Source organism: Chryseobacterium sp. MA9 (genome assembly GCF_024399315.1).
Classification (GTDB): domain Bacteria; phylum Bacteroidota; class Bacteroidia; order Flavobacteriales; family Weeksellaceae; genus Chryseobacterium.
In genome coordinates this window covers 42,703-69,020 of record NZ_CP075170.1, presented here as the reverse complement: position 1 = coordinate 69,020, position 26,318 = coordinate 42,703, and the positions used below count along the sequence as shown (strand labels likewise).

Below are 26,318 nucleotides of genomic sequence, written 5' to 3'. Positions count from 1 at the left end.
TTAATCAATATTTATAAGAATGAAAAAAGCTATTCTCATTATTATTCTGCTGGTTTTTGTAGCCGCAGGATTTTTTGGTTTGAGATTTTATAATAAATATTTAGGAAATAACGTAGAAAAAGACGGTTATGTTCTGATTCCTCATAGAGCTGGTTTTAAACAGATCCTAGACTCTATTGCTCCTTATATTAAAGACAGAGAGTCTTTTGAAGCTGTGGCTAAGGAGAAAGGTCTTGAAACTAATTTTAAAGCAGGACGTTATCACATCCAGAGCGGAACAGGAAATAAGAACCTTGTCAATATGATCAAAGCAGGTAATCAGGCAGCAAACTCTTACAGAATCGGGGATTTTGGGGATATGTATCAGATGATTGGTAAGGTAACTAAAAAAACGGAAATTGATTCGTTACATTTTATAAATGATCTGGATGCTGTGGCACAGGAGAAAGGCTATAAAAATGTTGAGGATTTAAAAAAATATTTTTTCATTGATACTTATAATTTCTTCTGGACCGTAAGCCCGAGAGAATTTTTTGCAAAGTTTGAAAATCAGTATAATGATTTCTGGACGAGTGAAAGAAAAAACAAAGAACAGCAGTCTGGCCTTACAAGAGATCAGATTTATGCACTCGCTTCTATTGTTTATAAAGAATCCGGAGGAAAAAAAGATGAGATGAAAACGATTGCCGGATTGTATTTAAACCGTTACAGAAAAGGGATGAAACTTCAGTCTGATCCTACTGTAATTTATGCGATCAATAAGCAGACTAATTTTAAAGAATCTATTAAAAGGGTATTATATAAGCATTTGTCTACACCATCACCTTACAATACTTATGCAAACGCAGGTATTCCTCCTGGACCAATCTGTGTAGTGGATAAAAATTCAGTTGATGCTGTTTTAAATGCTGAAAACAACAATTATATATTTATGTGTGCTGATCCGGCAAGATTGGGATACCATAAGTTTACGGCAAGTGCTGAAGAACATGCTGTGAATGCAAAGGCCTACCAGGACTGGCTCAACTCAAAAAATATAAAATAAGTTTAGAAAGCACCTAAAAATTTATACAGTTAGAAAAACAATAAACAATCATAATATTTTGAAGATCAGATTGATATGGATATTCAAAATATTAGGGGTTATCCTTTCACGATTTTATACAAAAAAATAACCTATGAAGAATAAGACAGAAATTGTCAATATTTTCACCAGAAAAACTTTAGGACTTACGTTAGTACTTTCAGCTGCAGCGATGGCTTTTGCACAGGAGAAGGCTGGAGTTTCGGGGACTATTGTCAACAAAAAAAACCAACCGGTTCCTTATGCCTCTGTAACTTTCAGCAATAAGGCAAATAAAGCATTAAGTGATGCGGTACTGGCAGATGAAAAGGGGCAGTATAAGCTTGAGCTTGTGCCGGGAGATTATGATATTACGGTAGAAGCTATTGATTATAAAAAAAATGTAATCAGTAAAAATATTGCAATAGCAGGTAATATCGGAGCATTATCTTTAGAGCCTGAAGCTGCTACAACTATTGATGGAAAAACAAAAGAAATCCAGGGTGTTGTGATCACTGCTTCAGCAGCCAAACCTTATAAAGTAGAACTTGACAAGAAAACATATGATCCTTCACAGGATATCGTAAGCAAAGGAGGAAGTCTTCAGGATGTATTGACCAATGTTCCTTCAGTTTCTGTAGATACGGATGGAACGGTTTCTATGAGAGGGAGTACTAATGTAAAATTTCTGATCAACGGAAAGCCTTCTGCCCTTCTGGGAATAGATGATGGTGCCAATGCCTTACAAAGTATCCCGGCTGATCAGATTGAAAGAATTGAAGTAATTACCAACCCTTCTTCTAAATTTGAAGCAAGCGGAACTTCCGGTATTCTGAATATCATCCTTAAAAAGAACAAAAAAATTGGATTTAACGGTAGCGTTGTAGGGTCATTAGGATATTTCCCAAGAACCTCGCTTAATACCAATCTGAGCTGGAGAAAAAATAACTGGACCTGGTTTGTGAACGGAGGTGGCGGCTACACGGAAAACAAAACTAAAAATAACTCGGAAACGACTTACCACAATATTACTTTTCCTAAGATACTTCCTAATACGCAGCCAAATGATGTTCTTGAGCATCAGCTGCAAAACTCCACCAGTAAAACGTATAACAAAAATTATAATGTAAGTGCTGGTTTTGTATATGATCTGTCTGACAAAACATCCATCAACGTAACAGGATTGGTAAGAACTTTTGAAGGAGACGGAAATGAGCTTCTGCAGACTTATGACAGTTTCCACAGATTTTTCAAAGATCCTTCAGATCCTAATGGAACTGCGGGAACATGGCAATTATTAAACCCTTACGGACAAAGAGAATCTAAAACTATATTTAATAACCTTGCATTCCAGGGAGATGTAGGTGTAGATCACAAATTTGATGATAATGGTCAAAATTTATCAGTATCATTAAGTTTACAAAGAAACAGAAGTAATAATAATGCTGATATTCTTGAAACCAATGACCTGCTTCCGGATATACAGGATATTACCAGAAGACATTCTGTAAGTAAAACGGTTATCGGGAAAGCAGACTACGAATTGCCAATAGGAGAAAAGTCTAAGATTGAAGCAGGATACAGATTGGATGTGAATGATAATACTTATGATAACTTCGTAAGCAGCACTTCCAGTAATCCTTATATCCCGAACTATAATAACAATACGGATTACAGGGAGATCTTCAATGCTTTCTATTTACAGTTTAAGAGTAAAATCGGAGAAAAATTTGCTTATCAGCTTGGTTTAAGGGATGAACTTTCCAATGTAAAGATCAATTACATCAATCAAAATCCTAATGATCCACAAATAAATAAAACAAAGAACTACAACAATTTATTTCCGAGTGTATTCTTAAGCTATGATATATCTAAAAACAATCAGATTTTAGTTAATTATTCCCGTAGGATAGACAGACCAAGATCTTTCTTTATGGTTCCCTTCCCGAATTACAGCAACAGCCAGAATATTTTTGAAGGAAACATAGATCTTAACCCATCTTATGTAGATTCATTTGAAGTAGGGTATAATATTACAAGAAAGAAGTTTACTATTAATCCTACCCTATACTACAGACATGCCACTGATGACACTAAAATGCTAGTCTACAGACCTGATGAAAATCTGGGAGTATTCTATACAAAACCTATCAACCTTGGAAGTGACGACCGTTATGGTTTGGATCTGAACTTTACCTATGACCCTTTTGCGTGGTTAAAAATAATGGGTAGCTTAGACATGTTCGGATATAAAACTACCGGAATTGCTTATTATGATGCTTTCGATAAGAATAAGCAGAAGCAAACCCGAAATATGGACTTTACCGGAGATGGTTTCTCTACCAGAGCACGTCTTAATACGACATTCAAACTTGATAAAACGTTAAGTGTACAGTTGCAGGGATTCTATAGAGGAGCTCAGAAATCTGCCAACCAAAACACTCAGGACATGTATGCCCTGAACCTTGGTGCTTCCAAAACGATCTGGAAAGGAGACGGAACAATTTCCTTCAATATTCAGGATATCTTCAATACGAGAAGCAGAGAAGTATTCAGTTTCAATGAGGATTATACACGAAGAAACTATATGCAGTGGCAGCCAAGACAGTTTTCTATTTCTTTAACCTATAGATTTAAGCAGGGTGAAAAAGTAGATCAGCCTAAAAAGAAAAAGGATATCAATTCCAATGCAGCCGGAGACGACCAACAAGGTGGTCCGATGTAATACAACAAAAATCCCGAAAAATAATTTTCGGGATTTTTTATTACTGTTATTTTACAGGTTCAGCTCTGGAGTCTTTTTCTTTTTCAGCTTCATAGATTCTTCTTCTCAGATCACTGGTGGAAAACCTATGGTCTCTTTTGTTATAAAAGATCTCAATTCCTTTTTCTTCACAGTATTTCTTACCTGTAAAGTCTTTGTCCATATAATCATCCCCAATGATTCTTACATCAATCACAAATGATTTTAAAATATCCAGAAGATCTTCTTCCGTATAATAAGGAATGATCTCATCCACAGCATTTACTGCTTTCAGCTGAATATACCTTTCAACGATAGTCTGGCTTGGCTTATTTTTGTTGGGACGATCATGGGAAGGGTCGATCTGAAGCCCAACGATTAAATAGTCACATACAGTTTTAGCTTCTTCAAGCATTTTGATGTGCCCTGCATGTAATAAGTCAAATGAGGAAAATGTAATCCCTATTCTCTGTGTCTTCATATTAATTTTGAATTAAAACTTCACTGAAATAAATGTTCTTTTAAATAAGGATAAAAGACAGAAGATTCAGGAAGACGTTTTGTAATTTGTTTATATAATTCGTTTTTAAATTGTTCTTTCATATGGTCAGGAAAATTTCATGACCATTGAAATTATGCATTCCTTGTATTCAAATACTTCTGCCATTCCCAAACCGTTCTTAAAGATTCTTCCAGAGACGTTTCAGACTTCCAGTTGAGTTCTTTCTCGGCCTTTTCAGCGTTGGCATACGCAACAGTGATATCTCCTTCTCTTCTGGCGCAGATCTGATAGGGCACCTCTACATTATTAGCCTTTTCAAATGCTTTCACTACTTCCAGCACAGATGATCCTTTTCCTGTTCCCAGGTTATAGGTATCAATCACAGCTTCAGATGAAGAGTCTTCTATCAGTTTCTTTAATGCTGCAACATGTGCTTTCGCCAGATCAACAACATAAATATAATCACGAACGGCTGTTCCATCCTCTGTAGCATAATCATCTCCCCAGACATTCAGTTTCTCACGTACTCCTGAAGCCGTCTGCATCACATAAGGTACCAGGTTATTAGGAACACCTATTGGCAGCTCTCCAAGTTTTGCAGAAGGATGGGCTCCAATCGGGTTAAAATATCTTAATAACGAAACTTTACGGTGATAGGCATTTGCAAAATCAATCAGGATCTGCTCTCCCATTTGTTTTGTTTTCCCATACACACTTTCAGGTACTTTTAAAGGAGTATTTTCATCAATCGGCATTACATCAGCCTGTCCGTATACGGTGCAGGATGAACTGAAAATAAAGTTAGAGATTTCTCTTACCTTAAATTCCTGAAGAATATTGATTAATGAGAACAAATTATTCTCATAATAATCCACAGGTTTTATCTGGCTCTCTCCTACCGCTTTAGAAGCCGCAAAATTGATACAGCCATCAATCTGATGGGCATCAAAAACCTGAGTAAGAAGTTCTTTCCTTCTTAGATCAAAAGGATAAAAAGCCGGCTTTTTACCTGTAATTTCTTCTATATTTTTTAAAATAAATCTTTCCGTATTGGATAAATCATCTACAATAACTACTTCAAAGCCGCTATTGATAAGTTCTACCACCGTATGAGAACCAATATAACCAAGTCCTCCCGTAACAAGTATTGCCATTTTATTTTTTAATCTTCGCGTTTTCCTATATTTTCTATTTCGTTAACTCCCTTATATCTTTTCACCTTAAACATATTTACAATCAGTAAACTCAATATCAATGCAATTAAAAATTTAAAAGTAAAATGTCCTGTAACATAATATCCATTTAAAAATCCAAGTAATAAAGGATAACCCAAAATAACTATGGATAAAAATAAACTAAGATTCAGGAACAAAATAGCTTTATCATATTTTTCAACTAAATTGACAAATGCAAATGAATTAATAACTAACGAAATACCAATAATTAATGTTTTAAATAGACTAAAATCATTAAATATATCAAGAACCAAAAATGCTGATATTATAAAAAGTAACAAGCTGGTGATTATCGCTAAATAGTATACCAACTTGTACTTAAATATCTTTTTTTTCATTAATTATTTCATAAACTCAAGAACAGCATCCGTAATATACTTCAGTTGTTCTTCGTCTAATTCTGTATGCATTGGTAAAGAAATTACCTGATCCAACAGCTTGTCTGTATTCACAAAGTCTGCATCATTACTTTCCTGGAAATAAGCTTTTTGCTTTCTTAATGCTACCGGATAATAGATCATTGCAGGGATTTCTTTTTCTGTTAAAAACTTCTGAAGCTCATTACGTTTTCCGTTCAGAATTCTTAAAGTATACTGGTGGAATACGTGAGTAGAATTCTCAGCTCTTTTTGGAGTCAGGATATTGGGGTTTCCTTCAAATGCTTCATCATAAAAATCTGCGGCTCTTTTTCTTGCTTCGTTGTAAGAATCAAGGTGAGGAAGTTTTTTTCTTAAAACCGCAGCCTGAATGCTGTCCAGACGGGAGTTTACTCCTACCTCATCATGGTAGTACCTTTCGTACATTCCATGGTTTACAATCCCTCTCAAACGGTGTGCTAACTCATCATTATTAGTGAAAATAGCTCCTCCATCTCCGTAGCATCCAAGATTTTTTGAAGGGAAGAAAGAAGTTGTTCCAACTGTAGACATTGTTCCTGCCTGTTTTACACTTCCGTCGGAGAATGTATATTCTGAACCGATTGCCTGAGCGTTGTCTTCAATAACATATAGATTGTGCTCTTCAGCAATTTTCAAAATTTCTTCCATATTGGCGCACTGTCCGAAAATGTGCACAGGAATAATCGCTTTTGTTCTTGGCGTAATAGCTTTTTTAATCTGTTCTGTAGAAATGGTGAATGTATCATAATCTACATCTACCAATACAGATTTTAACTTAAGCAGGTGAATTACTTCTACTGTTGCAGCAAAAGTAAAATCAGCTGTGATGATCTCATCTCCTTCTTTCAGATCCAGGGCCATTAAGGCAATTTGTAATGCGTCTGTACCATTGGCACATGGAATCACATGTTTTACTTCTAAATAAGACTCCAATTCATTCTGGAAAGACTTTACTTCAGGTCCGTTAATAAACGCTGCAGAGTCCATTACATTCAAAACGGCATTGTCTACATCATTCTTTATTTTGTAATACTGACTTTGCAAGTCAACCATCTGAATTTTTTTCATATAATAAATATTTCTGTAAAAATAAGGAATTTAATATCCTATCAAAAATTTTATTGATTTTGTTTTTATCTTTATACAAAATAATCTTATGAAAAAACTTTTACTCTTTTGTTTCCTAACGGGTTATCTTCATGTATCTGCCCAAACAGAACTTGTGTTTGTTTTCTTTACGGATAAGCCCAACAAAGCTGCGTTTTATGCCAATCCGCTTTCTGAACTCAGCCAGAAATCACTCAACAGACGTACAACGCTGGGAATTCCTCTCAACGATCAGGATGCCCCTATTGAACAGTCTTATCTTCAGAATCTTCAAAATTTAGGATTTACCGTTACAGATTATTCAAAATGGCTTAACGGAGCGGCAGTCAATGCTACTCCTGCCCAAAAAACACTGCTGCAGGCTCAATCTTTTGTTTTATCTGTTGAAAGTTTTGCAAGAAACAGTTCTACTACCGTAAAAACATTACCCGTAAAATGGAAAGACGATGCAAGTGTCAATAAAATACTCACCAACTTTAATTATGGTTCAGGTGCCGGCCAAATCGACCAGGTCAATATCCGGCCACTTCACCTGGCAGGTTATACCGGAACAGGGATTTCTATAGCAGTCATTGATGCCGGATTTCCAACAGTAAATACAGGAACAGCTTTTTCAAGATTATGGAATGGTAATCATATAAAAGCGGCCTATGATTTTGTTACCAAAACCGGAAATATTTACAATACAGCACTCAGTCCCCATGGTTCTGTTGTTTTAGGAGCTATTGGCGGGTATCTGGAAAATATATTTGTTGGCGCTGCTCCTGATGCTGATTTCTATCTCTACCGAAGTGAAAATGCCAATGTAGAGGTTCCTGAAGAAGAACTATACTGGATTGAAGCTGCTGAGGAAGCAGACAGAAAAGGGGTAGAAATCATCACCTCATCACTGGGATACAATATTTTTGATGAGAGCCGTTACAATTATACGTATGCAAATATGAACGGAAGTACTTCTTTCATTGCGCGGGGAGCAGGTATTGCTGCTGAAAAAGGAATTTTTGTTCTTGCTGCTGCCGGAAATTCCGGGCTGCAGCCATGGCATTATCTGATGACACCGTCTGACAATGCTAAAGTATTTTCTATCGGGTCTGTAGATTCAGCCGGAAATGCATCCGGATTTTCTTCTTTCGGGCCTAACTCTCTTGGAGTGGTAAAACCTGACGGAAGCACTCAAGGAACCGCTACAACTACAGTGTATGATAATGCTACTACAATTGTGAACGGAACATCCATTTCTACTCCTATTGCTGCCGGAGGTGTGGCATGCCTTATCCAGGCATTTCCAACGATGAACAGGGAGCAGATGAGAACAAAGCTAAGGCAAACTGCTTCACTTTATCCTGCCCATTCAGATCAGACAGGATATGGTATTCTTAATTTCGGAAGTTTGTATAATCTCGTTCTGAATACTTCTGAAATCGTAAAAAAGGAAAACTTTTCTATATTCCCGAATCCTGTTAAAAACATCCTGAATATAGCATCAGAGCAGGAGGTTCTGTCTTTGGAAATTTATGATAACCTTGGAAGGCTAATCAGAAAAAGCAACCATCAGAAATCTATAAAAGTGGATGATTTTGCAAAAGGGACTTATTACCTGAAAATTCAGATGAAGGATAAAGTTTACTATGAGAAATTCTTAAAGGAATAATTTTTTTGTCTCTCGCAGATTGAACTGATTTTTGATGTAGTATTGAATGTGTTGAATGTGCGAGGGATTTTCTTCTGAAACTGTGTACAATCTATTTTAGCTAAAGCCGATGGATAGGTTAATAAAAAAAGAATGGGCTAAAAGCCCATTCCTATTAATATATTACTGTACGTTAAGTACAAAAAATTGATATAAAATAACTTAAGCAGAGTTTCTGCTTGCATTAATATTCCCGAATAAAGAACGTGTTACCAGCTTTTCATAAGCTTCTTTATTTCCTTCTCCTTTCTGTATTTTCATCAAGGCATATTGTTGAATGCTCAATAACGGAAGTACAATCTTTTCACGGATCTTCACTGATTTTCTTGACAAAGGATCTTCTTCCTGAAGCATTTTGAAGCCAGTCAGTTCCAGCATAATTTCTCTTGAAAGCTCATATTCATCAAAAAGAATATTCCAGAATGCACCAAATTTCGGGTTGCTTTTAATATAATAAGTCAAAGGGAAATAAGATTTGTTCATGCTCATCATGGAGTTCAATACTAGAGTTTTAAAGAAATCAGAACCTTTATACAGTTCTCTTACTTCTTCAAACCTTCCCTGCTCTTTCATCTTTTGCATTGCATATCCAAAGCCAAAGAACCCAGGAACGTTCTGTTTCAACTGTGACCATGAGCCCACAAACGGAATAGCCCTCAGATCTTCAAACTTCAGTTCACTTCCGTTTCCTCTTTTTGAAGGGCGGCTTCCGATATTTGTTTTCCCGTAATATTCAAGGGTACTCATTTCCTGAAGATATGGAACAAACATAGGATGGGCTTTTAAATCTGAATATTTTCCATAGCTGATATCCGCCAATTCGATGATTAACGCTCTTTCCTTTTCCGTAAGCTCTTTTTTTGCATTTTTAAATACATCATTTTCCACACCAGCTGTCAGAAGCTGTTCAAAGTTGTATTTTGCCTGCTCTTTATTTCCAAAAATACTGGTAATGGTCTGACCTTGGATCGTAAGTTCAATCTTATTATTGGCAATAGTTTTTCCCTGAGAAGCATAGAAATCGTGGGTTTTTCCTCCTCCTCTGGCTGGCGGTCCTCCTCTGCCATCAAAGAAAACGACTTTGATGTTATTTAGCTCGGAAAGCTTGGTCAATACTTCTTTTGCTTTATAAATTTCCCAGTTGGCTTTTAAGTATCCACCATCTTTGGTCCCATCGGAAAATCCAAGCATAATGGTCTGTTGGTTTCCTCTTTTTTCCAGGTGCTTTTTATAGACAGGATTGTGATAGAGTTCATTCATCACATTCTCAGCATTGGCAAGACCTTCCATCGTTTCAAAAAGCGGAACGATATCCATATTAATATCTTCATCTTTATAACCACAAATCTTAAAGAATGCATAAACATTCATCACATCTTTTACCGCATCAGAATTGGAAATAATATAACGGTTCATTCCTCTTAATCCATTTAGATTCTGAATGTCTGTAACCTGTAAAACTGTTAATAAGGTATCTTTCACAATATCTTCAAAATCTTCAGCATTTACCGTTTCCGAAATCTGAATAAGTTGATTGAATTTCTGTTCGTAATCAGCATCTTCATTGGTATAGATTTTTGCATAAACCTCATCAATCACTTTCTGATGAATCCTGCTGTCCTGGCGGATATCCAACGTCGCAAAGTGAGTTCCGAAGATCATTACACGATCTCTGAAATTAGCCAGAAGATCTAAAAACAAAGAATTATGCTCATTGACTAATATTTTTTCTGCTTCTGCAGCTTTCTTTAAAATATCTTCAGCTGTAATATTTTTTCCATCAAAAATGGCAGCGTAGAGCTCTTCACTTAATTGGGTTAAAACTTCAGAAACCCCTCTGAAACTCAATCTTCTTCTGATGAATTTCAAATGGCTATAATAGGACTTCAGAATTGCGGAACGAAGTTCTTCTGCTACCCTTTTCGTTACATCTGCTGTTACAAATGGATTTCCATCCCTGTCTCCTCCAGGCCAGAATCCAAGCTGGATAATATCTTCATGAAGATGAAAATGCCCGTTTCCGAAAGTCTTTTTAATCTTCGTAAACAATTCGCCAATGGTATCGTAATACACATATCTCAGGTATGAAATGATACTCAAAGCTTCATCTATAGGGGTCGGTTTTTCTTTGTTGACAAAAGGGGTTTTTCCCAACTGCTGCAGAAGCATATCGATCTGAGTAACGGAGTCGCTGGTAATCGCTCCTCTTAAGTCTTGAATAATCCTTTGTACCGAACTTGGATAAAACTGAGTGGGATGTGCCGTAAATACAACCTTTACACTAAAATCTTTTAATTTTTCGCGTACTTTTTCAATTTTATGATCCTGAAAAGAGCGTTCAAAAAGATTGGTTACAGTACCACTGTCACTTTCAGAGTGGAGATTGGGAAAAGCAGCATCTTCAATGCTATCAAACAAAACTACCTGTCTTTCTATGTACTGAATAATCTTGAAAAGCAGTTCGAGTTTCTGTTCCTCGGTCTGAAGATCGGTATGGTTTTTAAAAAATTCTTCGACGATATTTTCGGGAGTTTTTCCTGCTTCATAGCCGGTTCTGCTTTCCTCATAAAGAAACGGAAGCAGCATTCCGATATTCGTCATTTTATCATAAGGCAGGCTCATAAATAATGAATTGTAGATCTGGAACTTATTTTCCACGATCTGCCTGAATTTTTCTGCGCGTTGGTCGTGTATCATACTAACAAATGTAAGCGATTTTGAAATTAGTTGGATTGACAAATGACAAAAATTAAGGTTATAAAAATGAAATTTATATTAATTTTTGTTCAGAGTGTTAGTGATCTCTCTAAATGAGTTTCAAAAAGGTTTGGTCGGATTTCCCTACCTTTGCAGGATAATTCAACCCAATGGGCTATATCAGAGAATATTACGAACAAATCGTCAAACTGCAGGAATCAGAATGGGCATTTATAGCAGGACATTTTCACAGAAAGGTTTTTACTAAAAATGAGATCATCACCCAGCAGGGCCATACAGAAAATTACTTATCTTTTATTGAATCGGGATTGGTAAGGTTTTATATTCCTGATGATGAATATGGTTATACTTTCAGCTTCAGTTTTGAAAAAGAATTCAGTTGTGCTTATGACTCTTTTCTTACCCGAACTCCTTCTGAATATGAGATGCAGGCTTTAACGGAAACTGTAGCATGGCAGATTTCTTATGATGATCTTCAGAAAATTTACAGCCAGACCAATGTAGGAAATCATTTGGGCCGTTTTGCTTCTGAAAAATTATTCCTCAACAAAAGCAAGAGAGAACTTTCTCTACTAAAGCTTACGGCAAAAGAACGCTATCTGAAATTATTTACTGAACAACCGGAAATACTGAAACGTGTTCCCTTAAAATATATCGCTTCATATATCGGAATTACACCACAGGCTCTAAGCAGAATCCGCAGACAGATTAATTAACATAGGTTCATTGTATATCTTTTCTCTTCTGCTGAACTTTGCAGGAAAATACAACAATGAATTTATCTATTCTGGCTTATGGCAATCCTATTTTAAAACAAAAATGCTTACAGATCAAGGAAAACGCTCCGGAGATACAGAAACTGGTAACTGATATGTGGGATACGATGGAAAATGCCAATGGCTGCGGCCTTGCCTCTCCCCAAATTGGAAAAACATTACAGCTTTTCGTTGTTGACAGTCAGATTACGTATAAAAACCTGGATACAGAAGACCAGATCTTATATTTCGGGAAAGATGATAAAGGTATTAAAGAAACCTTCATCAATGCAAAAATCACCCACAGTTCAAAAGAAACCTGGGAAGATTATGAAGGGTGTCTGAGTATTCCCGGACTTTCTCAAAAAGTAAAAAGACCCTGGGGGATTACGATTGAATATCAGGATCAGAACTTTACAAAGCATACGAAAACCTTCACAGGATTAACCGCCAGAATTATCCAGCATGAATATGATCATACTTTGGGAATCTTATATACCGATCATCTGAAACCTCTGACCAAAAAAATGATGGAATCTAAGCTTAAGAAGATCACTAATGGAAATGTTATGGTAGGATATCCGATGAAGTTTTTATAAATTTGACACCAACCATATATGTCAAATTCTTTTCAATGATAAAGCTAAATTTTGGAATTATTTTTTACATCATTTTAGGCACGTTAGCCCTATTCGCAGGTATTTATCTATTACAATATTTCATTCCTCTTTCACTTATTTTTTTCATTGGTTCCTTCATCAATGCAGTTTTCATTTATAAAGAATATTCTCTTCAAAAAAATGATAAAATTCAATATGATGAAAATTCAATTCCGGATGAAATTATAGTCAAATATTCACGTTCGGGTAGAATTATTGCTATTGCTACCTACAGTATGTTTATAATTCTAGGATTATTTTTTCTTTTAAGTCTTAAGTTTAAATTCAATGGAACAGCAATATTTGTATTATTTATACTTCTTGGATTTACCGGCTATTTTGTTTTTAAAATAGTTTCAGAGATCAAAAAAATATCACAAATTATTATTTCCATCAATGGAAAAGGAATTCAGGTAAAAAATAATTCGAGGTATTTGTGGAGTGAAATTCAGCTTGAAAAGATTATTGTAAAACGTTTAGTAAGCCGTGAATCCAAACATGATTACAAGCCTGAAGTAAATTATTTATACTTTTTTCACCATAATGAAAAAATAGAAATCAACATCGATGATTTTGATATCACAGATGATCAGCTTGCACAGGTCTTGAAAATATTCAGAGCCCGTTTTAATAATTCAGGGTTAATATAATTTTGGTTAATTTTACTATTCACCAACATCCATAATCCATGAAAAAAATATTTACTTTTTTACTCATAGCACTTCTGTTCATCTCTTGTGAAAAAGACTGTTACAACGCACCGTTACCCATCATTTTTGAGTTCGTAAATTCCAACAATGAAAATCTTATTGCCAACGGGGCATTGACTACCTATTCAATTCTGGATGAAAACAATGTTAATGTACAATTAACCAAAACATCCGACAACAAGGTTATTGTAGAAAATGTAGGCGCCTATAACGGAACAAAAAATTATAAATTCTATTCTAATATTAAAAACCTTGATCTTTCAATACAGTCATCAGAATTTAAAGGTGCTTGTGATGGGTATCAAATCAATAAACTGACTTTTACAGGGATAGATATTGAAGTAACGGATGAAAAAGGATATTATAAAATTGTATTGGAATAATTCTCTTTAAATTTGCACTGAAAACACTTTCTCTATGAAAATCATCATCGCTTTTTCCCTGATCCTTTCCAATCTGCTTTTTGGCCAGATCAAGGTTCCTGATGATTATAAAAAAATCCCTGATATCCTTGATACGGTAGATTATCTCTACCCTTTCATTGTTCCTGATAAAGATTATGCCTACTGGCGGGTACTCAGCAATGATACTGATTATGAAAAAGCAGTGATCTATGAAAGCCAGGCTCCCGATTTTATGACCATCAATGAACCATTTCCGGAAAGGGGATTTTTCCAGAAGTGTATTGGCAACAACTGTTTTTCATACATTCTTGCATGCAAAAATGAAAGATCTGTTTATTTTTCCAATGAACAGCAGTTAAGAGATTTTATCGGAACAGTAGACAATCTTCCGGAAGCTATTTTGCTGGCAAAAACCTATGGTTATTCGGTAGATACCAGCAACCGCTATACCGGAGCCTATAAAATCGAGGACCGTCATATTTCCATGTACCTTATGCAGTCTAAGGGTTGTCCGGCTGTGAAAGAGTCTTTTTTTGTTAAAATCAATAGAAAAACCGGAAGGTTGGAGGCAAAAAACAATGGAGTGTATGCCAAGGATGAAAACTGCACTTCTTTATAATTTTTTGAAAACGCAAAGGCGCAAATAAATTTACATATATCCTGTTTTAAGACACGAGGATTTTACCTGTGATAAAATTGATAAACCGATAAAACCATTAAGATTTTTAACATTATTTCTTTATATATTAATCGCTCCCTGTCCGGATGCAATCAGATAAGCTTCCTTCAAAGTTTCAGAATAGGTTGGATGGGCATAGGAAATGCGGAACATATCTTCTGCCGTTACTTCATATTCCTGAGCAATAACACCCTGAGCAATCAAATCAGCTGCTCTGGCCCCAATGATATGAACTCCCAGCACTTCTCCGTATTTCGGATCTACCAAAACTTTTGCAAAACCTTCCATATCCATTGAAGCCCGGGCCCTAGCACTGGCAGAAAACGGGAATTTTCCAACGTTGTAAGCTATATTATTTTTTTTCAGATATTCCTCGGTATACCCTACTGAAGCTACTTCAGGCCATGTATACACTACGGAAGGAATCCGGCTGTAATGAATGTGGCGTTTTTGTCCATTAATGGTTTCTGCTACAAAAACACCTTCTTCTTCAGCTTTATGAGCCAGCATTACCCCACCGATAACATCACCAATCGCGTAGATATTGGAAGCTGATGTACGGTTATTTTCATCCACTTTAATAAATCCTCTCTCGTCAAGCTGTACGTCTGTATTTTCAAGACCGAGACCTTTTACGTAAGGACTTCTCCCTACAGCAACCAAAATATACTCTGCATCCAGATCTCCTTCTGCTCCGTTTTTATCTTTAAAAAAAACCTTTGCTGAAGAACCTGTATTTTCAGTTTTATAAACAGCTTGGTTAAGACGGATATCAATCCCTTCTTTTTTAAGGATTTTGTGAAGATTTTTTCCCAATTCATGATCCATTGCAGCAATCAGATGATCTGCATATTCCAGAATGGTCACTTTCGTCCCGATACGATTGAAAATAGAAGCCATTTCCACTCCAATCACTCCTCCGCCAATAATCACCATAGATTCAGGTTTTTCTGTTAGAGACAGTGCTTCAGTAGAAGTAATGATTCTTTTCTTATCAATGTCCACCCCCGGAATACTTGAAGGTTTTGACCCTGTAGCAATGATATAATGCTGCGCTGTTAGTTCTTTTGTTTCGGGCCCGTTTATAATTTTTACAGTAGAATTATTGATAAAACCTGCTGTTCCTTTCAGTCGGGTAATTTTATTTTTGTTCATTAAAAAATCGAGACCTCCAGTATTTTTAGAGACTACGTCTGCCTTTCTTCTGTACATTTGGGAGAAGTCAAGCTCTATCTTACCCAGCCTGATGCCATGTTCATTGAATTTATGCTGTGCTTCTGCATAGTGGTGGGTACTGTCCAATAAAGCTTTAGTCGGAATACAGCCCACATTGGTGCATGTTCCTCCCAATGTATCATACTTCTCTATAATTACTGTTTTATATCCAAGTTGTGCGCTTCTTATCGCTGCTACATATCCACCAGGTCCGGAGCCAATTACGGCGATGTCATAATGATCCATTTGATTTATTAATTTTTTATGATTAAATTTACTTGCAAAACAAAAGCAAAGTTAAAATAATCACTTTTATTTTGCAAGTATTATTTTGAAATTAACGATATGAGTAAAAAAAGATCAGACTGCCCGATCAGTTGTTCACTGGAAATGTGGGGTGATAAATGGTCTCTGTTAATCATAAGAGATCTTATGCTGAAAAAGGAATGCACTTATGGCGACTTCCTCAAAGCAGATGAAAAAATCGCTACCAACATTCTGGCTTCAAAGCTTCAAAATCTTCTGGACAATGGGATTATTGATAAAAAAGACCACCCGGACAGCAAGTTGAAGATTCTCTATTTTCTGACTCAAAAAGGCATCGATCTTATTCCAGTGATCGTTGAAATCAATCTTTGGGGAGATCAATACCTCACTATTCCTGATGACCGGAAAAAACTATTGGAGGAGATTAAAAAGGATAAGGAAAATTTTATCAAAAGAGCTAAAGCCTATCTCTCATCTGAGGTTTAATAGACTTCAAAGAGAAATATAATTCAGGGTTTCAGAACCGTTAACAGCAATAGCTTTCATAAAATATAATAATAGCAATTTTAAAATTTCGTTAACTCAATTTTCCTTTTTCATTCCGTAAATTTGGGTAAAATAAATTTAGAACAATGCTTAATTTCGAGTTTAAGAATCCAACAAAAATACTTTTCGGGAAAGGTGAAATTGCCAAAATTTCCAAAGAAATCCCTAAAAACGCCAGAATATTAATGATTTACGGAGGTGGAAGCATCAAAAACAATGGTGTTTACGACCAGGTAAAAGAGGCTTTGAAAGATCATGATGTATATGAATTTGGTGGAGTTCCTGCCAATCCGGAATACGAAGTCTTAATCAATGCCTTAAGCTTTATTAAAGAAAACGATATCAATTACCTTCTTGCTGTTGGTGGCGGATCTGTGATTGACGGTACGAAATTTATCTCCGCAGCAGCTAATTATGCTGGTGAACCATGGGATATTCTGAGAAATTCGGTAAGAACTTTTGAAGGAGAAGGAATGCCGTTCGGAAGTATTTTAACGCTGCCTGCAACCGGTTCAGAAATGAACTCAGGATATGTTATCTCAAGAAGAGAAACGAATGAAAAATTGTCTTCAGGAGGACCGGGACTTTTCCCTCAATTTTCTGTACTGGATCCGGAGGTAATCAGATCAATTCCAAAAAATCAAATCGTAAACGGGATTACAGATGCCTACACCCACGTTTTGGAACAATATATGACGGCTCCTTCTTCTGCTGATCTGCAGGAAAGAATTGCAGAAAGTATTCTGATCAGTCTTCAGGAGACCGCTCCTAAAGTATTAGCTGATGATTTCAACTATGATGCTGCCGGAAACTTTATGTGGTGCTGTACAATGGCTCTGAACGGCCTGATCCAGAAAGGAGTAATTACAGACTGGGCAGTACACGCAATGGGGCACGAACTGACTGCTTATTTTGGTATTGATCATGCAAGAACACTGGCAATCATTGCTCCATCGCATTACCGTTACAATTTTGATGATAAAAAAGGAAAATTGGCCCAATATGCAGAGAGAGTTTGGGGAATCAAAGACGGAAGTGTAGAAGAAAAAGCAGAGCAGGGAATCAAAAAAATGGAAGAATTCTTCCACAGCCTTCATATCAAAACCAAACTTTCTGAATATACAGAAGATTTTAAAGGAACAGCTGAAAAGGTTGAGAAAGCCTTTACAGACAGAAACTGGCTAGGTCTTGGAGAGTATAAAAAACTGACTCCACAGGATGCTTATAAGATTGTAGAAATGAGCTACTAGAAGTTCAAAATTTAAGATTATGCTGAGTCTATTAAATTTTGATTGAAGCCGGAGTAGCAATTAATTTATATGAGAAGCGGGTTTAGCCCGCTTCTTTTGATTTTGATGATATTCACAGGTATTGTGTTGTATGCTCTTTAATCAATTTCTTAAGTTTTAGCGGTTTTATTCGATTGAAAATACTGATTCCACTCTCAAAATTATTCAATTTACAAACATTCGTTTAAAAAATCATTATTTCATTATAGATATTTCAAATTTATTTATATTTTAGCATATTCTTAAATTTGTGAAAATGAAAAAACAGCTACTTTTATTTGCCTTTTCTGCCCTGGCGCTTACTTCTTGTAAAGATGACAATCTTGATGCATATGAAATGGATATCATGAAGGGAGATTGGAAGGAAGTTAAAAGGGAAATAATTTCCGGAAAAGATAATAAAACAGTGCTTCAAAGCTATCCAAACACCGGATGTGCAACTAAAAACACTCTTTTCTTCAGAACAGATTATTACGTAAGCTATACAGCATATACAGGAGTAGGTGCAGACTGTCAAATGGATCAAAAAAGTGAAGGAAGATACACTTATGATGCTGACTCAAAAGTCTTGGGAATTAAGCTTGGTGATGAAGAAGCATCGGCAAATTACAGAGTGGATGTCTTGACAGGCAAAGAACTTAGGCTTGCCCAGCAGTTTGGAAATTTTGATCTGGATGGAGACAAAATTCCTGAAGTTACTTATGTTACCTACAAAAGATAAATCATAAAGCTCCCGTTAATCGGGAGTTTTTTATTACTTTTATATTTAATTTAAAACTGAATATAATGAAGAAGATTCTATCAGCATTTTTGTTGCTGTTTTTTACTATTGCCTTTTCTCAGGAAAAAAAACCAATGTTCTGGCAGGACATTCAGGAATTCAAAAAACAAGATCAGCAAAACCCGCCGCCAAAGGATGCCATTTTATTTCTGGGAAGCTCATCATTCACAAAATGGACTGATATAGCAGATTATTTTCCTGATAAAAAAATTATCAACAGAGGATTTGGGGGATCCAGACTTACAGACCTTAATGATTTCGCGAATGATCTTTTAGCTCCATATCAGCCTAAACAGATCATTATTTATTGTGGTGAAAATGATTTTGCAGACAACCATCAGCTAAAAGCAAAAGTAGTGGTTGACAGATATAAAGCTTTTTATAAAAAAATACGTGAAAGATTTCCCAATATTGAAGTTGATTATATCTCTATCAAGTACTCCCCAAGCAGAGAAGTGATTTGGCCACAGATGAAAATTGCCAACAAAAAGATCGCTGCATTTATGAAAAAAGAACCCAATGCTGAATACATTGACGTTACTAAAGCAATGGAAGATGCTGACGGAAATGTAAGGAAAGATATTTTTGTGGAAGATATGCTTCATTTTAAACCGGAAGGATATAAGATATGGACAAAGGTTATTACTCCTTACCTGAAATAAACTACAACCCATGATAAAAAAACCAATAACCATTTTATTTTTTGTTTTATTATATTCTCTTTCATTTTCTCAGGAGAAACCGGATGAAAAAACAGTTCTTCAGGAACTATCAGAAAACGCCTGTAAATGTGCTGATTCTATTTCTCTGTCTAACAGGAAGAAGGAAGATATTATAAAAGATGTTCATGAATGTATTGACAAATACACCGGAGCGCTTCAAATATCTACCCTTTTGAAAGGAGCAGAAAAACAGTCTGAAAACGCACCTAAAGTAAACGGGAAAAAAGAGATTAATCTGACTTTTAATACAAGTAAGAATTCACAACAGTACAAGGACAGCTATAATGAACTGGAGCGATATCTGATGCAAAACTGCGAAAGTGTAAAAAAAGCTACCACAGCTTCAGAAACCAGTTATGACAAGTTTTCAAAAAATAAAACAGCACTTGATTTCTATGAGAAAGCCATTGACGCATCCAAACAGGAAAACTGGAAAGAAGCTATTCAGAATTATGAGCAGGCTGTAAAAGTTGATCCAAAATTCATTTATGCATGGGATAATCTGGGAATTTCCTATAGAAGAATCGGAGAATATGATAAGGCTCTTAATGCTTATAAACAGTCATTGGCTGCTGATCCAAAAGGTAAAATGCCTTTACAGAATATAGCAATCACGTATGTTTATAAAAAGGAATATCAGAAAGCTATTGATGCATATAATGATTTTGACAAAGTATATCCCGGTGATCCGGAAGTTTATTATGGAATGGGGCAAGTCTACTTCGCTCATCTGAAGAATAATGAGAAAGGTCTTGATAATATTTGTAAAGCATACAGGATTTATTCCGAACAAAAATCACCTTACCGGTCTGATGCTGAAAAAATGATAGGCTATATTTACAAAAGTATGAAGGAGGAGGGCAAAGCAGATAAGTTTAAAGAAATTTTAAAAAATAACAATATTCAATTCGATTAAAAATAAAAAACGATTCCTGATATGGGAATCGTTTTTTATTTTATTTCTTTCTTTTCGATTTTGATATTGCTTTCTGTTGGGCTCTGTTGGCTCCAAACTTCTTAGGTGCTTTTCTTTTGGAAGGCCCACCCCAGTTTTCTTTTGTGTTTTTAGCTTTTTTATCATGGAAAGCTCCTCCTCCATCATTCAGTTTTACCTGTGCAGGATTTTTCATAATAACCTGATCTTCTTCATCAGCGATCTTTTTAGGATTGATCTTAACTCCTTCCGGGAATTCATTAAATTTCAATTCTTTATCCATCAATAGCTCAATATCAAGAATCAAAGGTTCTTCTTTTTTAGTTACAAAAGTAACCGCCTTTCCTTCTTTGTCAGCTCTACCAGTTCTACCGATTCTGTGGATATACTGCTCAGGAATATCAGGTGTTTCAAAGTTGATAACATGCGTAACATTTGAAATATCAAGGCCTCTTGCCATTACATCCGTAGTAATCAAGCCTCTTACCTCTTCATTCTCAAAGCTTTTCATAGCCTTAAGTCTGTAATTCTGAGACTTATTAGAGTGAATCACATCAAACTGTTCAGGGAAAAGCTCATCAATTTTAGTAAAGAGCATGTCGGCATGTCTTTTATTATTGTTAAAAATCAAGACCTTGGACATATCTGTATCATTCTTCAGTAAATATTCAAGTAAGTTGATCTTAGTATTGAAGTTTTCTACTTTATAAGCAGTCTGTTCAATTTTTTCAAGCGGCGTTCCGGATTTTGCTAATGAAATTTCAATCGGACTTGCAAAATATACATCCAACATTTCATCTACTGCTTCCGTCATGGTTGCAGAGAAAAGGATATTTTGTCTCTTCGCTTTCATCATTTCAAAAATATGAGTAAGCTGCGGTCTGAAACCTAGGTTAAGCATCTCATCAAATTCATCAATGACCAATTTCTGAACTTCTTTAAGAGAAATGGCGTTGTCTATGGAAAGGTCCATTACTCTTCCCGGTGTTCCTACCAAAATATCACAACCATCGTTGAACAATAGTTTTTGAGTATTGATATTTTTCCCACCGTATATTCCGATTACTCTTGCAGTAATATTTTCTGTCAGTTTCTCAAGGATTTCAGTTACCTGTACCACCAATTCTCTTGTAGGAACAAGCACTAAAACAGTTGGATTTCCTGTCTTGCTGTATTTCCATGTTTTCAGAACGGGCAAAAGATAAGCTAATGTTTTTCCAGTTCCGGTCTGCGCAATTCCCATTACATCTCTTCCAGAAAGAATAGGCTTTAAGCTCTTCTCCTGAATGGGTGTAGGTTCAAATAATTCCAAATCCGCTAAAACATCAAGAATTTTAACCGGAAGGTCAAAATCTGCAAAAGTGAGTTTTTCCATTTTGCAAAGATAGGTATTTAATTTTGTAGTATGGAAGCATGAAGTTTGAAGCTGGGAGATTATCAAACGTTATTCTAATTTTTTGAATTTACTATGAAACAGTTTGATGTATTAACAGGAATCATTATCTTCCCTTTCCAGCCTCCATCATCCAGCTATTATAGTCAATTCACCTTTACGCTTTTACTCTTAATTTTAATGTCATCATCTTCCCATTTGCTGGAGGTAACAATAACGTACCCTTCCTTTTTCAGGTCTTTTTTGATAGGGAATTTATCTTCTTCCCACTGATTACAGTGAGTGGAAATAGATGGCAACAATGGTTTCCAGCCCGTTTTACTTAAAGTATATACATAGAACGGATGCCAGCAGCTGGTGCACCAGTTGGGATAAAAACCAATCTCATCTTTCCCGTCATCATTAAGATCTCCCAGATTATACAGACTCCCTTGGTTCGCAGGTGTAATAGTTATAGGTTTTATATTTTTATCACTGAAATATATGGTAGTTTCACACTTTCCTTCACATTCATCACCACAGTCACTTACTTTTGTATAGGCATATTCTTTTGTTCCGTTCCCGTCAAAATCTCCCTGAAGATTCTCTTCATTTCCCTGCTGTGCACTACAATATGAGCTGAATAAGGTGATTGCTGTTATAATAAGTGTTTTCATTGTGGGATTATAAGTTATGGGTTACGATGTACGTTTTTTTGGGTAATTAGTTTTATTACGTTTATTTTCTTGTTACTCTCAGTAGGAGGATCAGGACTAAAATGACTGAAAAAATAAAACCTAAGACTGCCACCAAAGACAACTCTCCGATTCTAGGACCGGATTCTGAACTAAACACAATTGCTGTCGCAATAATATTCGCTCCTAAGACCATGGCCAAAATCAAATTGACAACACTGGATTTGATCAGTTGGTTGGTTTTGTCTATATTTTTGATCTCACTGGAAATAGTAAACTTATTTTCATCCAGTTTTTGAAGCACGGAACGAAGCTCTTTCGGGATTTCATCCACGTTATCTGTGAAATTCATCATCCGGTCCATTCCTGTTTTTAAGAGATTCTTTGGATTTATTTTTTTGGTGAAAATCTTTTTGGTGTAAGGATGAAGACTTTTCACAATATCCAGATCAGGATTGATGCTTCTTCCAACTCCTTCTATAAGGCTGATTCCTTTAAATAAAAGATAGAAATAATCTGGCATATAAAGCCTGTTGTCCTTTAAAATATCCTTCATCTTGTTGATGATCACCTGTACATTGATATCCTGTAATGATGAGCTGTGAACAAAATTCAGAATATCATCAACATCATTTTCAAACCGCCTTTCATCAGGAATTTCATAGCTTATAGCCATTTTTTTGAGTGACCGGACTATTTTATGTGAATTTTTCGCGACAAAACTTACGATAAGATTTTCAAGAATTTCTTTATCATTAGGCTGAATTTTTCCTACCGCTCCAAAATCTATGAACACTATCTTACCGTCTTTTTTCACTAAAATATTGCCCGCGTGAGGATCTGCATGGAAGAATCCATAGTCTAAGATCTGTGATACGAACAGTCTTAATCCCGCTTCGGAAACTTTTACAGGGTCTATATCATTTGCCAGAAGTACTGATTTATCCGTAACCTTTATTCCATCAATGAACTCCATACAAAGAATATTGTTGTTGGAAAATTCTTCATAGACTTTAGGAACATATGTTTCTTTATTATTCTTAAAATTTAAACGGAACTGCAGTATATTATTTTTTTCATTAATCAGAGAAACTTCTTCCAGTAAAGACCTTTCAAAAGTGGAAATAGCCTGCTTCAGATTCAGTTTTTCTCCTATTTCCGAATAGGCAGATATCAGCTTTTCAATATCTTTAATTAAAAGTAAATCATCTTCAATGACTGATTGAACATCAGGTTTTCTCAATTTTAAAATTACCGGACTTCCATCCAGCAAAACAGCTTTATACACCTGTGCAATGGAAGCTGTAGCCAGAGGCTGTTTCTGAATTTCCAGGAAATAATCTTTAACGGAAATATTGAATTCGTTCTCCAATGCTTCTTCTACATCCATATCAACCGTTTCCACCTTGTCCTGAAGCTTCTGTAGCTCCTGAATAAGTTCCGGTGGCAAAAGGTCTTCCCGGTTACTGAATGTCTGGCCAAGCTTTACAAAAGTAGGTCCCAGCTCTTCGAGAGCCAGTCTTATTCTTTCGTAAACGGTTCCTTTTGAAATAATCTCGTCTGAATTGGAGGTGTCTTCCTGCTTATTTCCTCCATTCATCCTTGCCAGCATATCTTTGAATCCATATTTACTCAATACGGAAATCAGTCTTGCGGATCTTTTCAGTTTCCTTTGGGGCTTGTCAAACATAGTGTATCAATAGTTGGTGCAATTTACTCCAAAAATTGTTCCTTTATGAAAAGAATTATTGATAACACTACTACCCCACAAAATTAAAAACAACAACACATAATCAATATTTTAAAGAATAAAATACATCAATAATAACAAAAACCATCACATATCATAAAAATCAATATATTTACAGCGTACAAATAAAACAAACCAAAAGTATTAGAACATGAAAAATTTACGTAGCAACAAACTTTCAAGAGAGCAATTAAAAGGGATTGCAGGAAGCGGAATCATTATCGGAAACTGCTCCAACCAATGCTGCCCTACAGATGGAAGACCAAGATGTCCGAAACTAATCTGCCCTGCTGTAGTATGTCCTGAGTATATGTAATTCACTCAAAGAAAATTTCAGGTAAAATAAAAACAGAATGCTTTCGCATTCTGTTTTTATTATTTAAGATAGGTTTCGTACAGATCTTTTCGGCGGTCTTTCATCACCTGAACAGATCCGTTGTGATGGAGATCTTTTAACAGATTCAGGTCTACGTCTACAATCAGAGTCATTTCTGTATTGGGAGTCGCTTCTCCTTTTACGGCGTTTGACGGGAAGGCAAAATCAGAAGGGGTAAATACGGCAGCCTGTCCAAACTGGATATCCATATTGTTTACCTTCGGAAGATTTCCTACACAGCCGGCAATGGCTACATAACATTCATTTTCTATAGCTCTTGCAGCAGCACAGTGGCGTACCCTCATATAAGCATTCTGAGTATCTGTCAGATAAGGAACAAACAGGATTTTCATTCCCTGATCGGCCAGAATTCTTGGCAATTCCGGGAATTCCACGTCATAGCAGATCACAAGACCTATTTTACCACAGTCGGTATCAAAAACTTTGATTTCATTTCCACCTTTCATTCCATAATATCTTTTTTCATTCGGGGTAATATGAATTTTTCTGTACTCATCCATACGGCCGTCGCGGTGTAAAAGATAACTTACATTATACAAATCATTATTGTCATTATCAAAAACAGGCATACTTCCGGAAATAATATTCACATTATAACTGATCGCCAGGTCTGAAATTTTATTTTTGATCTCTTCAGTAAGTTTTGCCAGCTCTATCATACTGTCCCTTTCGGAAAGGTTATTGAAGGGAGCCAGTAAAGGGGTATTGAAGAGTTCAGGGAAAAGAACAAAGTCTGATTTATAATCTCCCATTACATTGACGAAAAACTCCACCTGTTCATAAAAAGCATCTATATCTTTGAAGTGCCTCATCTGCCATTGAACTAATCCAAGGCGGATAATGCTGTCCTGCATCGTATTTGGTTTTCTGCTGTAATAGATGTTGTTCCATTGTAAAAGAACTGCATTTTCTCTCGAAGCTTCATCTTCAGGAAGATATTTTTTCAGGATTCTTATTGGAAGAAAGTTATTGGAAAGCTGGAAAGACAATACCGGATCATAAATTTCTTTATCCCTTACTTTTCTGATATATTCTCTTGGAGAAAACTCGTGGCTGTATTTGTGATAATTCGGGATTCTACCGCCCAGAACAATAGATTTCAGGTTTAAATGCTCACAAAGCTCTTTCCGGGCATCATAAAGTCTTCTTCCCAAACGCAGTTCACGAAACTCAGGGTCTACAAAAACTTCTATTCCGTAGAGAACATTTCCTGTGGAAGAATGGGTATTGAATGTATAATTTCCTGTAATATCACTATAGGTATGATCATCCCCAAATTCTTCATAATTGACTATGATAGAAAGCGCTACAGCAGCCAGCTTCCCGTCTACCGTAATACAAATCTGTCCATTAGGGAACATTTTTGTAAGCTTATCAATACTTTTTTTGGACCAAATGGATTCCGACATCTGCGGGTAGGCCCTTTTCATCGTTTCCGCCAGTTCATCATAATCCTGAAGAGTCAGGTTTCTTGTTTCTATTTGCATTTGATGTAATTTTACTTAAATTTAGTGAAAATTTGTTTTAATAGACTATTACCAAGCAAAACATTAACCAAAATACCAATTAGAAATGGCAATAATTTTTCTTAATCAAAGTGAATGCCCTATTTGCAAAAAAAACTTTAGACGTAGGACAGGACATTGTTTTATTTCCACCTTTTACTTCTGATAAGAATAATAAGTTT

24 protein-coding genes are annotated in these 26,318 nt (G+C 35.8%); 14 read left to right on the top strand and 10 right to left on the bottom strand.

Going from position 1 to position 26,318, the window contains the following annotated elements:
• Positions 1-19: 19 nt before the first annotated feature.
• Positions 20-1,045 (top strand): endolytic transglycosylase MltG, encoded by a 1,026-nt coding sequence (mltG, locus tag KIK00_RS00285; protein WP_255814585.1) that lies wholly within the window; start codon positions 20-22, stop codon positions 1,043-1,045.
• Positions 1,046-1,178: 133 nt separating this feature from the next.
• Positions 1,179-3,788, top strand: a complete 2,610-nt coding sequence (locus tag KIK00_RS00280; RefSeq protein WP_255814584.1) for a TonB-dependent receptor domain-containing protein — start codon at positions 1,179-1,181, stop codon at positions 3,786-3,788.
• Between the two features lie 46 nt (positions 3,789-3,834).
• Here KIK00_RS00280 and KIK00_RS00275 read toward each other — a convergent pair whose 3' ends face one another.
• The 4 genes from KIK00_RS00275 to KIK00_RS00260 form a co-directional block, all read right to left on the bottom strand.
• Positions 3,835-4,287 carry an adenylyltransferase/cytidyltransferase family protein gene (locus KIK00_RS00275; protein ID WP_255814583.1) on the bottom strand — a complete coding sequence of 151 codons (453 nt, stop codon included), beginning with the start codon at positions 4,285-4,287 and terminating at the stop codon, positions 3,835-3,837.
• Between the two features lie 152 nt (positions 4,288-4,439).
• The gene (galE, locus tag KIK00_RS00270) at positions 4,440-5,462 is read right to left on the bottom strand and encodes a UDP-glucose 4-epimerase GalE (protein ID WP_255814582.1); all 1,023 of its coding nucleotides are present in this window, start codon (positions 5,460-5,462) and stop codon (positions 4,440-4,442) included.
• Between the two features lie 8 nt (positions 5,463-5,470).
• Positions 5,471-5,881 carry a hypothetical protein gene (locus tag KIK00_RS00265; protein ID WP_255814581.1) on the bottom strand — a complete coding sequence of 137 codons (411 nt, stop codon included), beginning with the start codon at positions 5,879-5,881 and terminating at the stop codon, positions 5,471-5,473.
• A gap of 3 nt (positions 5,882-5,884) precedes the next feature.
• The gene (locus tag KIK00_RS00260; RefSeq protein ID WP_255814580.1) at positions 5,885-7,009 is read right to left on the bottom strand and encodes a DegT/DnrJ/EryC1/StrS aminotransferase family protein; all 1,125 of its coding nucleotides are present in this window, start codon (positions 7,007-7,009) and stop codon (positions 5,885-5,887) included.
• 88 nt (positions 7,010-7,097) lie between these two features.
• Here KIK00_RS00260 and KIK00_RS00255 point away from each other — a divergent pair, with 88 nt between their 5' ends.
• Positions 7,098-8,699: a S8 family peptidase gene (locus tag KIK00_RS00255; RefSeq protein WP_255814579.1), complete on the top strand. Its 1,602-nt coding sequence runs from the start codon at positions 7,098-7,100 to the stop codon at positions 8,697-8,699.
• A 201-nt stretch (positions 8,700-8,900) separates the two neighbouring features.
• On the opposite strand, the gene KIK00_RS00250 is transcribed toward KIK00_RS00255, so the two are convergent.
• Positions 8,901-11,435: a phosphoenolpyruvate carboxylase gene (locus KIK00_RS00250; protein ID WP_255814578.1), complete on the bottom strand. Its 2,535-nt coding sequence runs from the start codon at positions 11,433-11,435 to the stop codon at positions 8,901-8,903.
• Between the two features lie 170 nt (positions 11,436-11,605).
• Between KIK00_RS00250 and KIK00_RS00245 the strand changes: the two genes are divergently transcribed.
• From KIK00_RS00245 to KIK00_RS00225, 5 genes are read left to right on the top strand one after another with little or no spacing between them, the layout of a single operon-like run.
• On the top strand, positions 11,606-12,172 hold the full coding sequence (locus tag KIK00_RS00245) for a Crp/Fnr family transcriptional regulator (protein WP_255814577.1): 567 nt from the start codon (positions 11,606-11,608) through the stop codon (positions 12,170-12,172).
• Between the two features lie 56 nt (positions 12,173-12,228).
• Positions 12,229-12,810 (top strand): peptide deformylase, encoded by a 582-nt coding sequence (gene def / locus KIK00_RS00240; RefSeq protein ID WP_255814576.1) that lies wholly within the window; start codon positions 12,229-12,231, stop codon positions 12,808-12,810.
• A 35-nt stretch (positions 12,811-12,845) separates the two neighbouring features.
• Positions 12,846-13,520, top strand: coding sequence for a hypothetical protein (locus KIK00_RS00235; protein WP_255814575.1), 675 nt, complete (start codon positions 12,846-12,848; stop codon positions 13,518-13,520).
• 38 nt (positions 13,521-13,558) lie between these two features.
• Complete coding sequence (locus KIK00_RS00230) at positions 13,559-13,963, top strand: hypothetical protein (protein WP_255814574.1); 405 nt, start codon at positions 13,559-13,561, stop codon at positions 13,961-13,963.
• A gap of 34 nt (positions 13,964-13,997) precedes the next feature.
• Complete coding sequence (locus tag KIK00_RS00225; protein ID WP_255814573.1) at positions 13,998-14,603, top strand: hypothetical protein; 606 nt, start codon at positions 13,998-14,000, stop codon at positions 14,601-14,603.
• A gap of 120 nt (positions 14,604-14,723) precedes the next feature.
• Here KIK00_RS00225 and lpdA read toward each other — a convergent pair whose 3' ends face one another.
• Positions 14,724-16,124 (bottom strand): dihydrolipoyl dehydrogenase, encoded by a 1,401-nt coding sequence (gene lpdA, locus KIK00_RS00220; protein WP_255814572.1) that lies wholly within the window; start codon positions 16,122-16,124, stop codon positions 14,724-14,726.
• A gap of 99 nt (positions 16,125-16,223) precedes the next feature.
• On the opposite strand from lpdA, the gene KIK00_RS00215 reads away from it, so the two are divergent.
• The 5 genes from KIK00_RS00215 to KIK00_RS00195 all read left to right on the top strand — a co-directional run bounded on the left by KIK00_RS00215 (position 16,224) and on the right by KIK00_RS00195 (position 20,399).
• Complete coding sequence (locus KIK00_RS00215; RefSeq protein ID WP_255814571.1) at positions 16,224-16,631, top strand: helix-turn-helix domain-containing protein; 408 nt, start codon at positions 16,224-16,226, stop codon at positions 16,629-16,631.
• Positions 16,632-16,777: 146 nt separating this feature from the next.
• The gene (locus KIK00_RS00210) at positions 16,778-17,941 is read left to right on the top strand and encodes an iron-containing alcohol dehydrogenase (protein ID WP_255814570.1); all 1,164 of its coding nucleotides are present in this window, start codon (positions 16,778-16,780) and stop codon (positions 17,939-17,941) included.
• Between the two features lie 295 nt (positions 17,942-18,236).
• Positions 18,237-18,701: a lipocalin family protein gene (locus KIK00_RS00205; protein WP_047376804.1), complete on the top strand. Its 465-nt coding sequence runs from the start codon at positions 18,237-18,239 to the stop codon at positions 18,699-18,701.
• Positions 18,702-18,766: 65 nt separating this feature from the next.
• Positions 18,767-19,423 carry a GDSL-type esterase/lipase family protein gene (locus KIK00_RS00200; protein WP_255814569.1) on the top strand — a complete coding sequence of 219 codons (657 nt, stop codon included), beginning with the start codon at positions 18,767-18,769 and terminating at the stop codon, positions 19,421-19,423.
• A 10-nt stretch (positions 19,424-19,433) separates the two neighbouring features.
• Complete coding sequence (locus tag KIK00_RS00195; protein WP_255814568.1) at positions 19,434-20,399, top strand: tetratricopeptide repeat protein; 966 nt, start codon at positions 19,434-19,436, stop codon at positions 20,397-20,399.
• Between the two features lie 40 nt (positions 20,400-20,439).
• Here KIK00_RS00195 and KIK00_RS00190 read toward each other — a convergent pair whose 3' ends face one another.
• The 3 genes from KIK00_RS00190 to KIK00_RS00180 form a co-directional block, all read right to left on the bottom strand.
• Positions 20,440-21,792: a DEAD/DEAH box helicase gene (locus tag KIK00_RS00190; RefSeq protein ID WP_255814567.1), complete on the bottom strand. Its 1,353-nt coding sequence runs from the start codon at positions 21,790-21,792 to the stop codon at positions 20,440-20,442.
• A gap of 164 nt (positions 21,793-21,956) precedes the next feature.
• Entirely contained in the window at positions 21,957-22,466 is a 510-nt protein-coding gene (locus tag KIK00_RS00185; protein ID WP_255814566.1) for a hypothetical protein, read from the bottom strand.
• A gap of 61 nt (positions 22,467-22,527) precedes the next feature.
• Positions 22,528-24,174 (bottom strand): AarF/ABC1/UbiB kinase family protein, encoded by a 1,647-nt coding sequence (locus KIK00_RS00180; RefSeq protein WP_255814565.1) that lies wholly within the window; start codon positions 24,172-24,174, stop codon positions 22,528-22,530.
• 211 nt (positions 24,175-24,385) lie between these two features.
• Between KIK00_RS00180 and KIK00_RS00175 the strand changes: the two genes are divergently transcribed.
• Complete coding sequence (locus KIK00_RS00175; RefSeq protein WP_255814564.1) at positions 24,386-24,550, top strand: hypothetical protein; 165 nt, start codon at positions 24,386-24,388, stop codon at positions 24,548-24,550.
• A gap of 59 nt (positions 24,551-24,609) precedes the next feature.
• Here the strand turns inward: KIK00_RS00175 and KIK00_RS00170 are convergent, their stop codons facing one another.
• Complete coding sequence (locus KIK00_RS00170) at positions 24,610-26,118, bottom strand: bifunctional GNAT family N-acetyltransferase/carbon-nitrogen hydrolase family protein (protein WP_255814563.1); 1,509 nt, start codon at positions 26,116-26,118, stop codon at positions 24,610-24,612.
• Between the last annotated feature and the right edge of the window lie 200 nt (positions 26,119-26,318).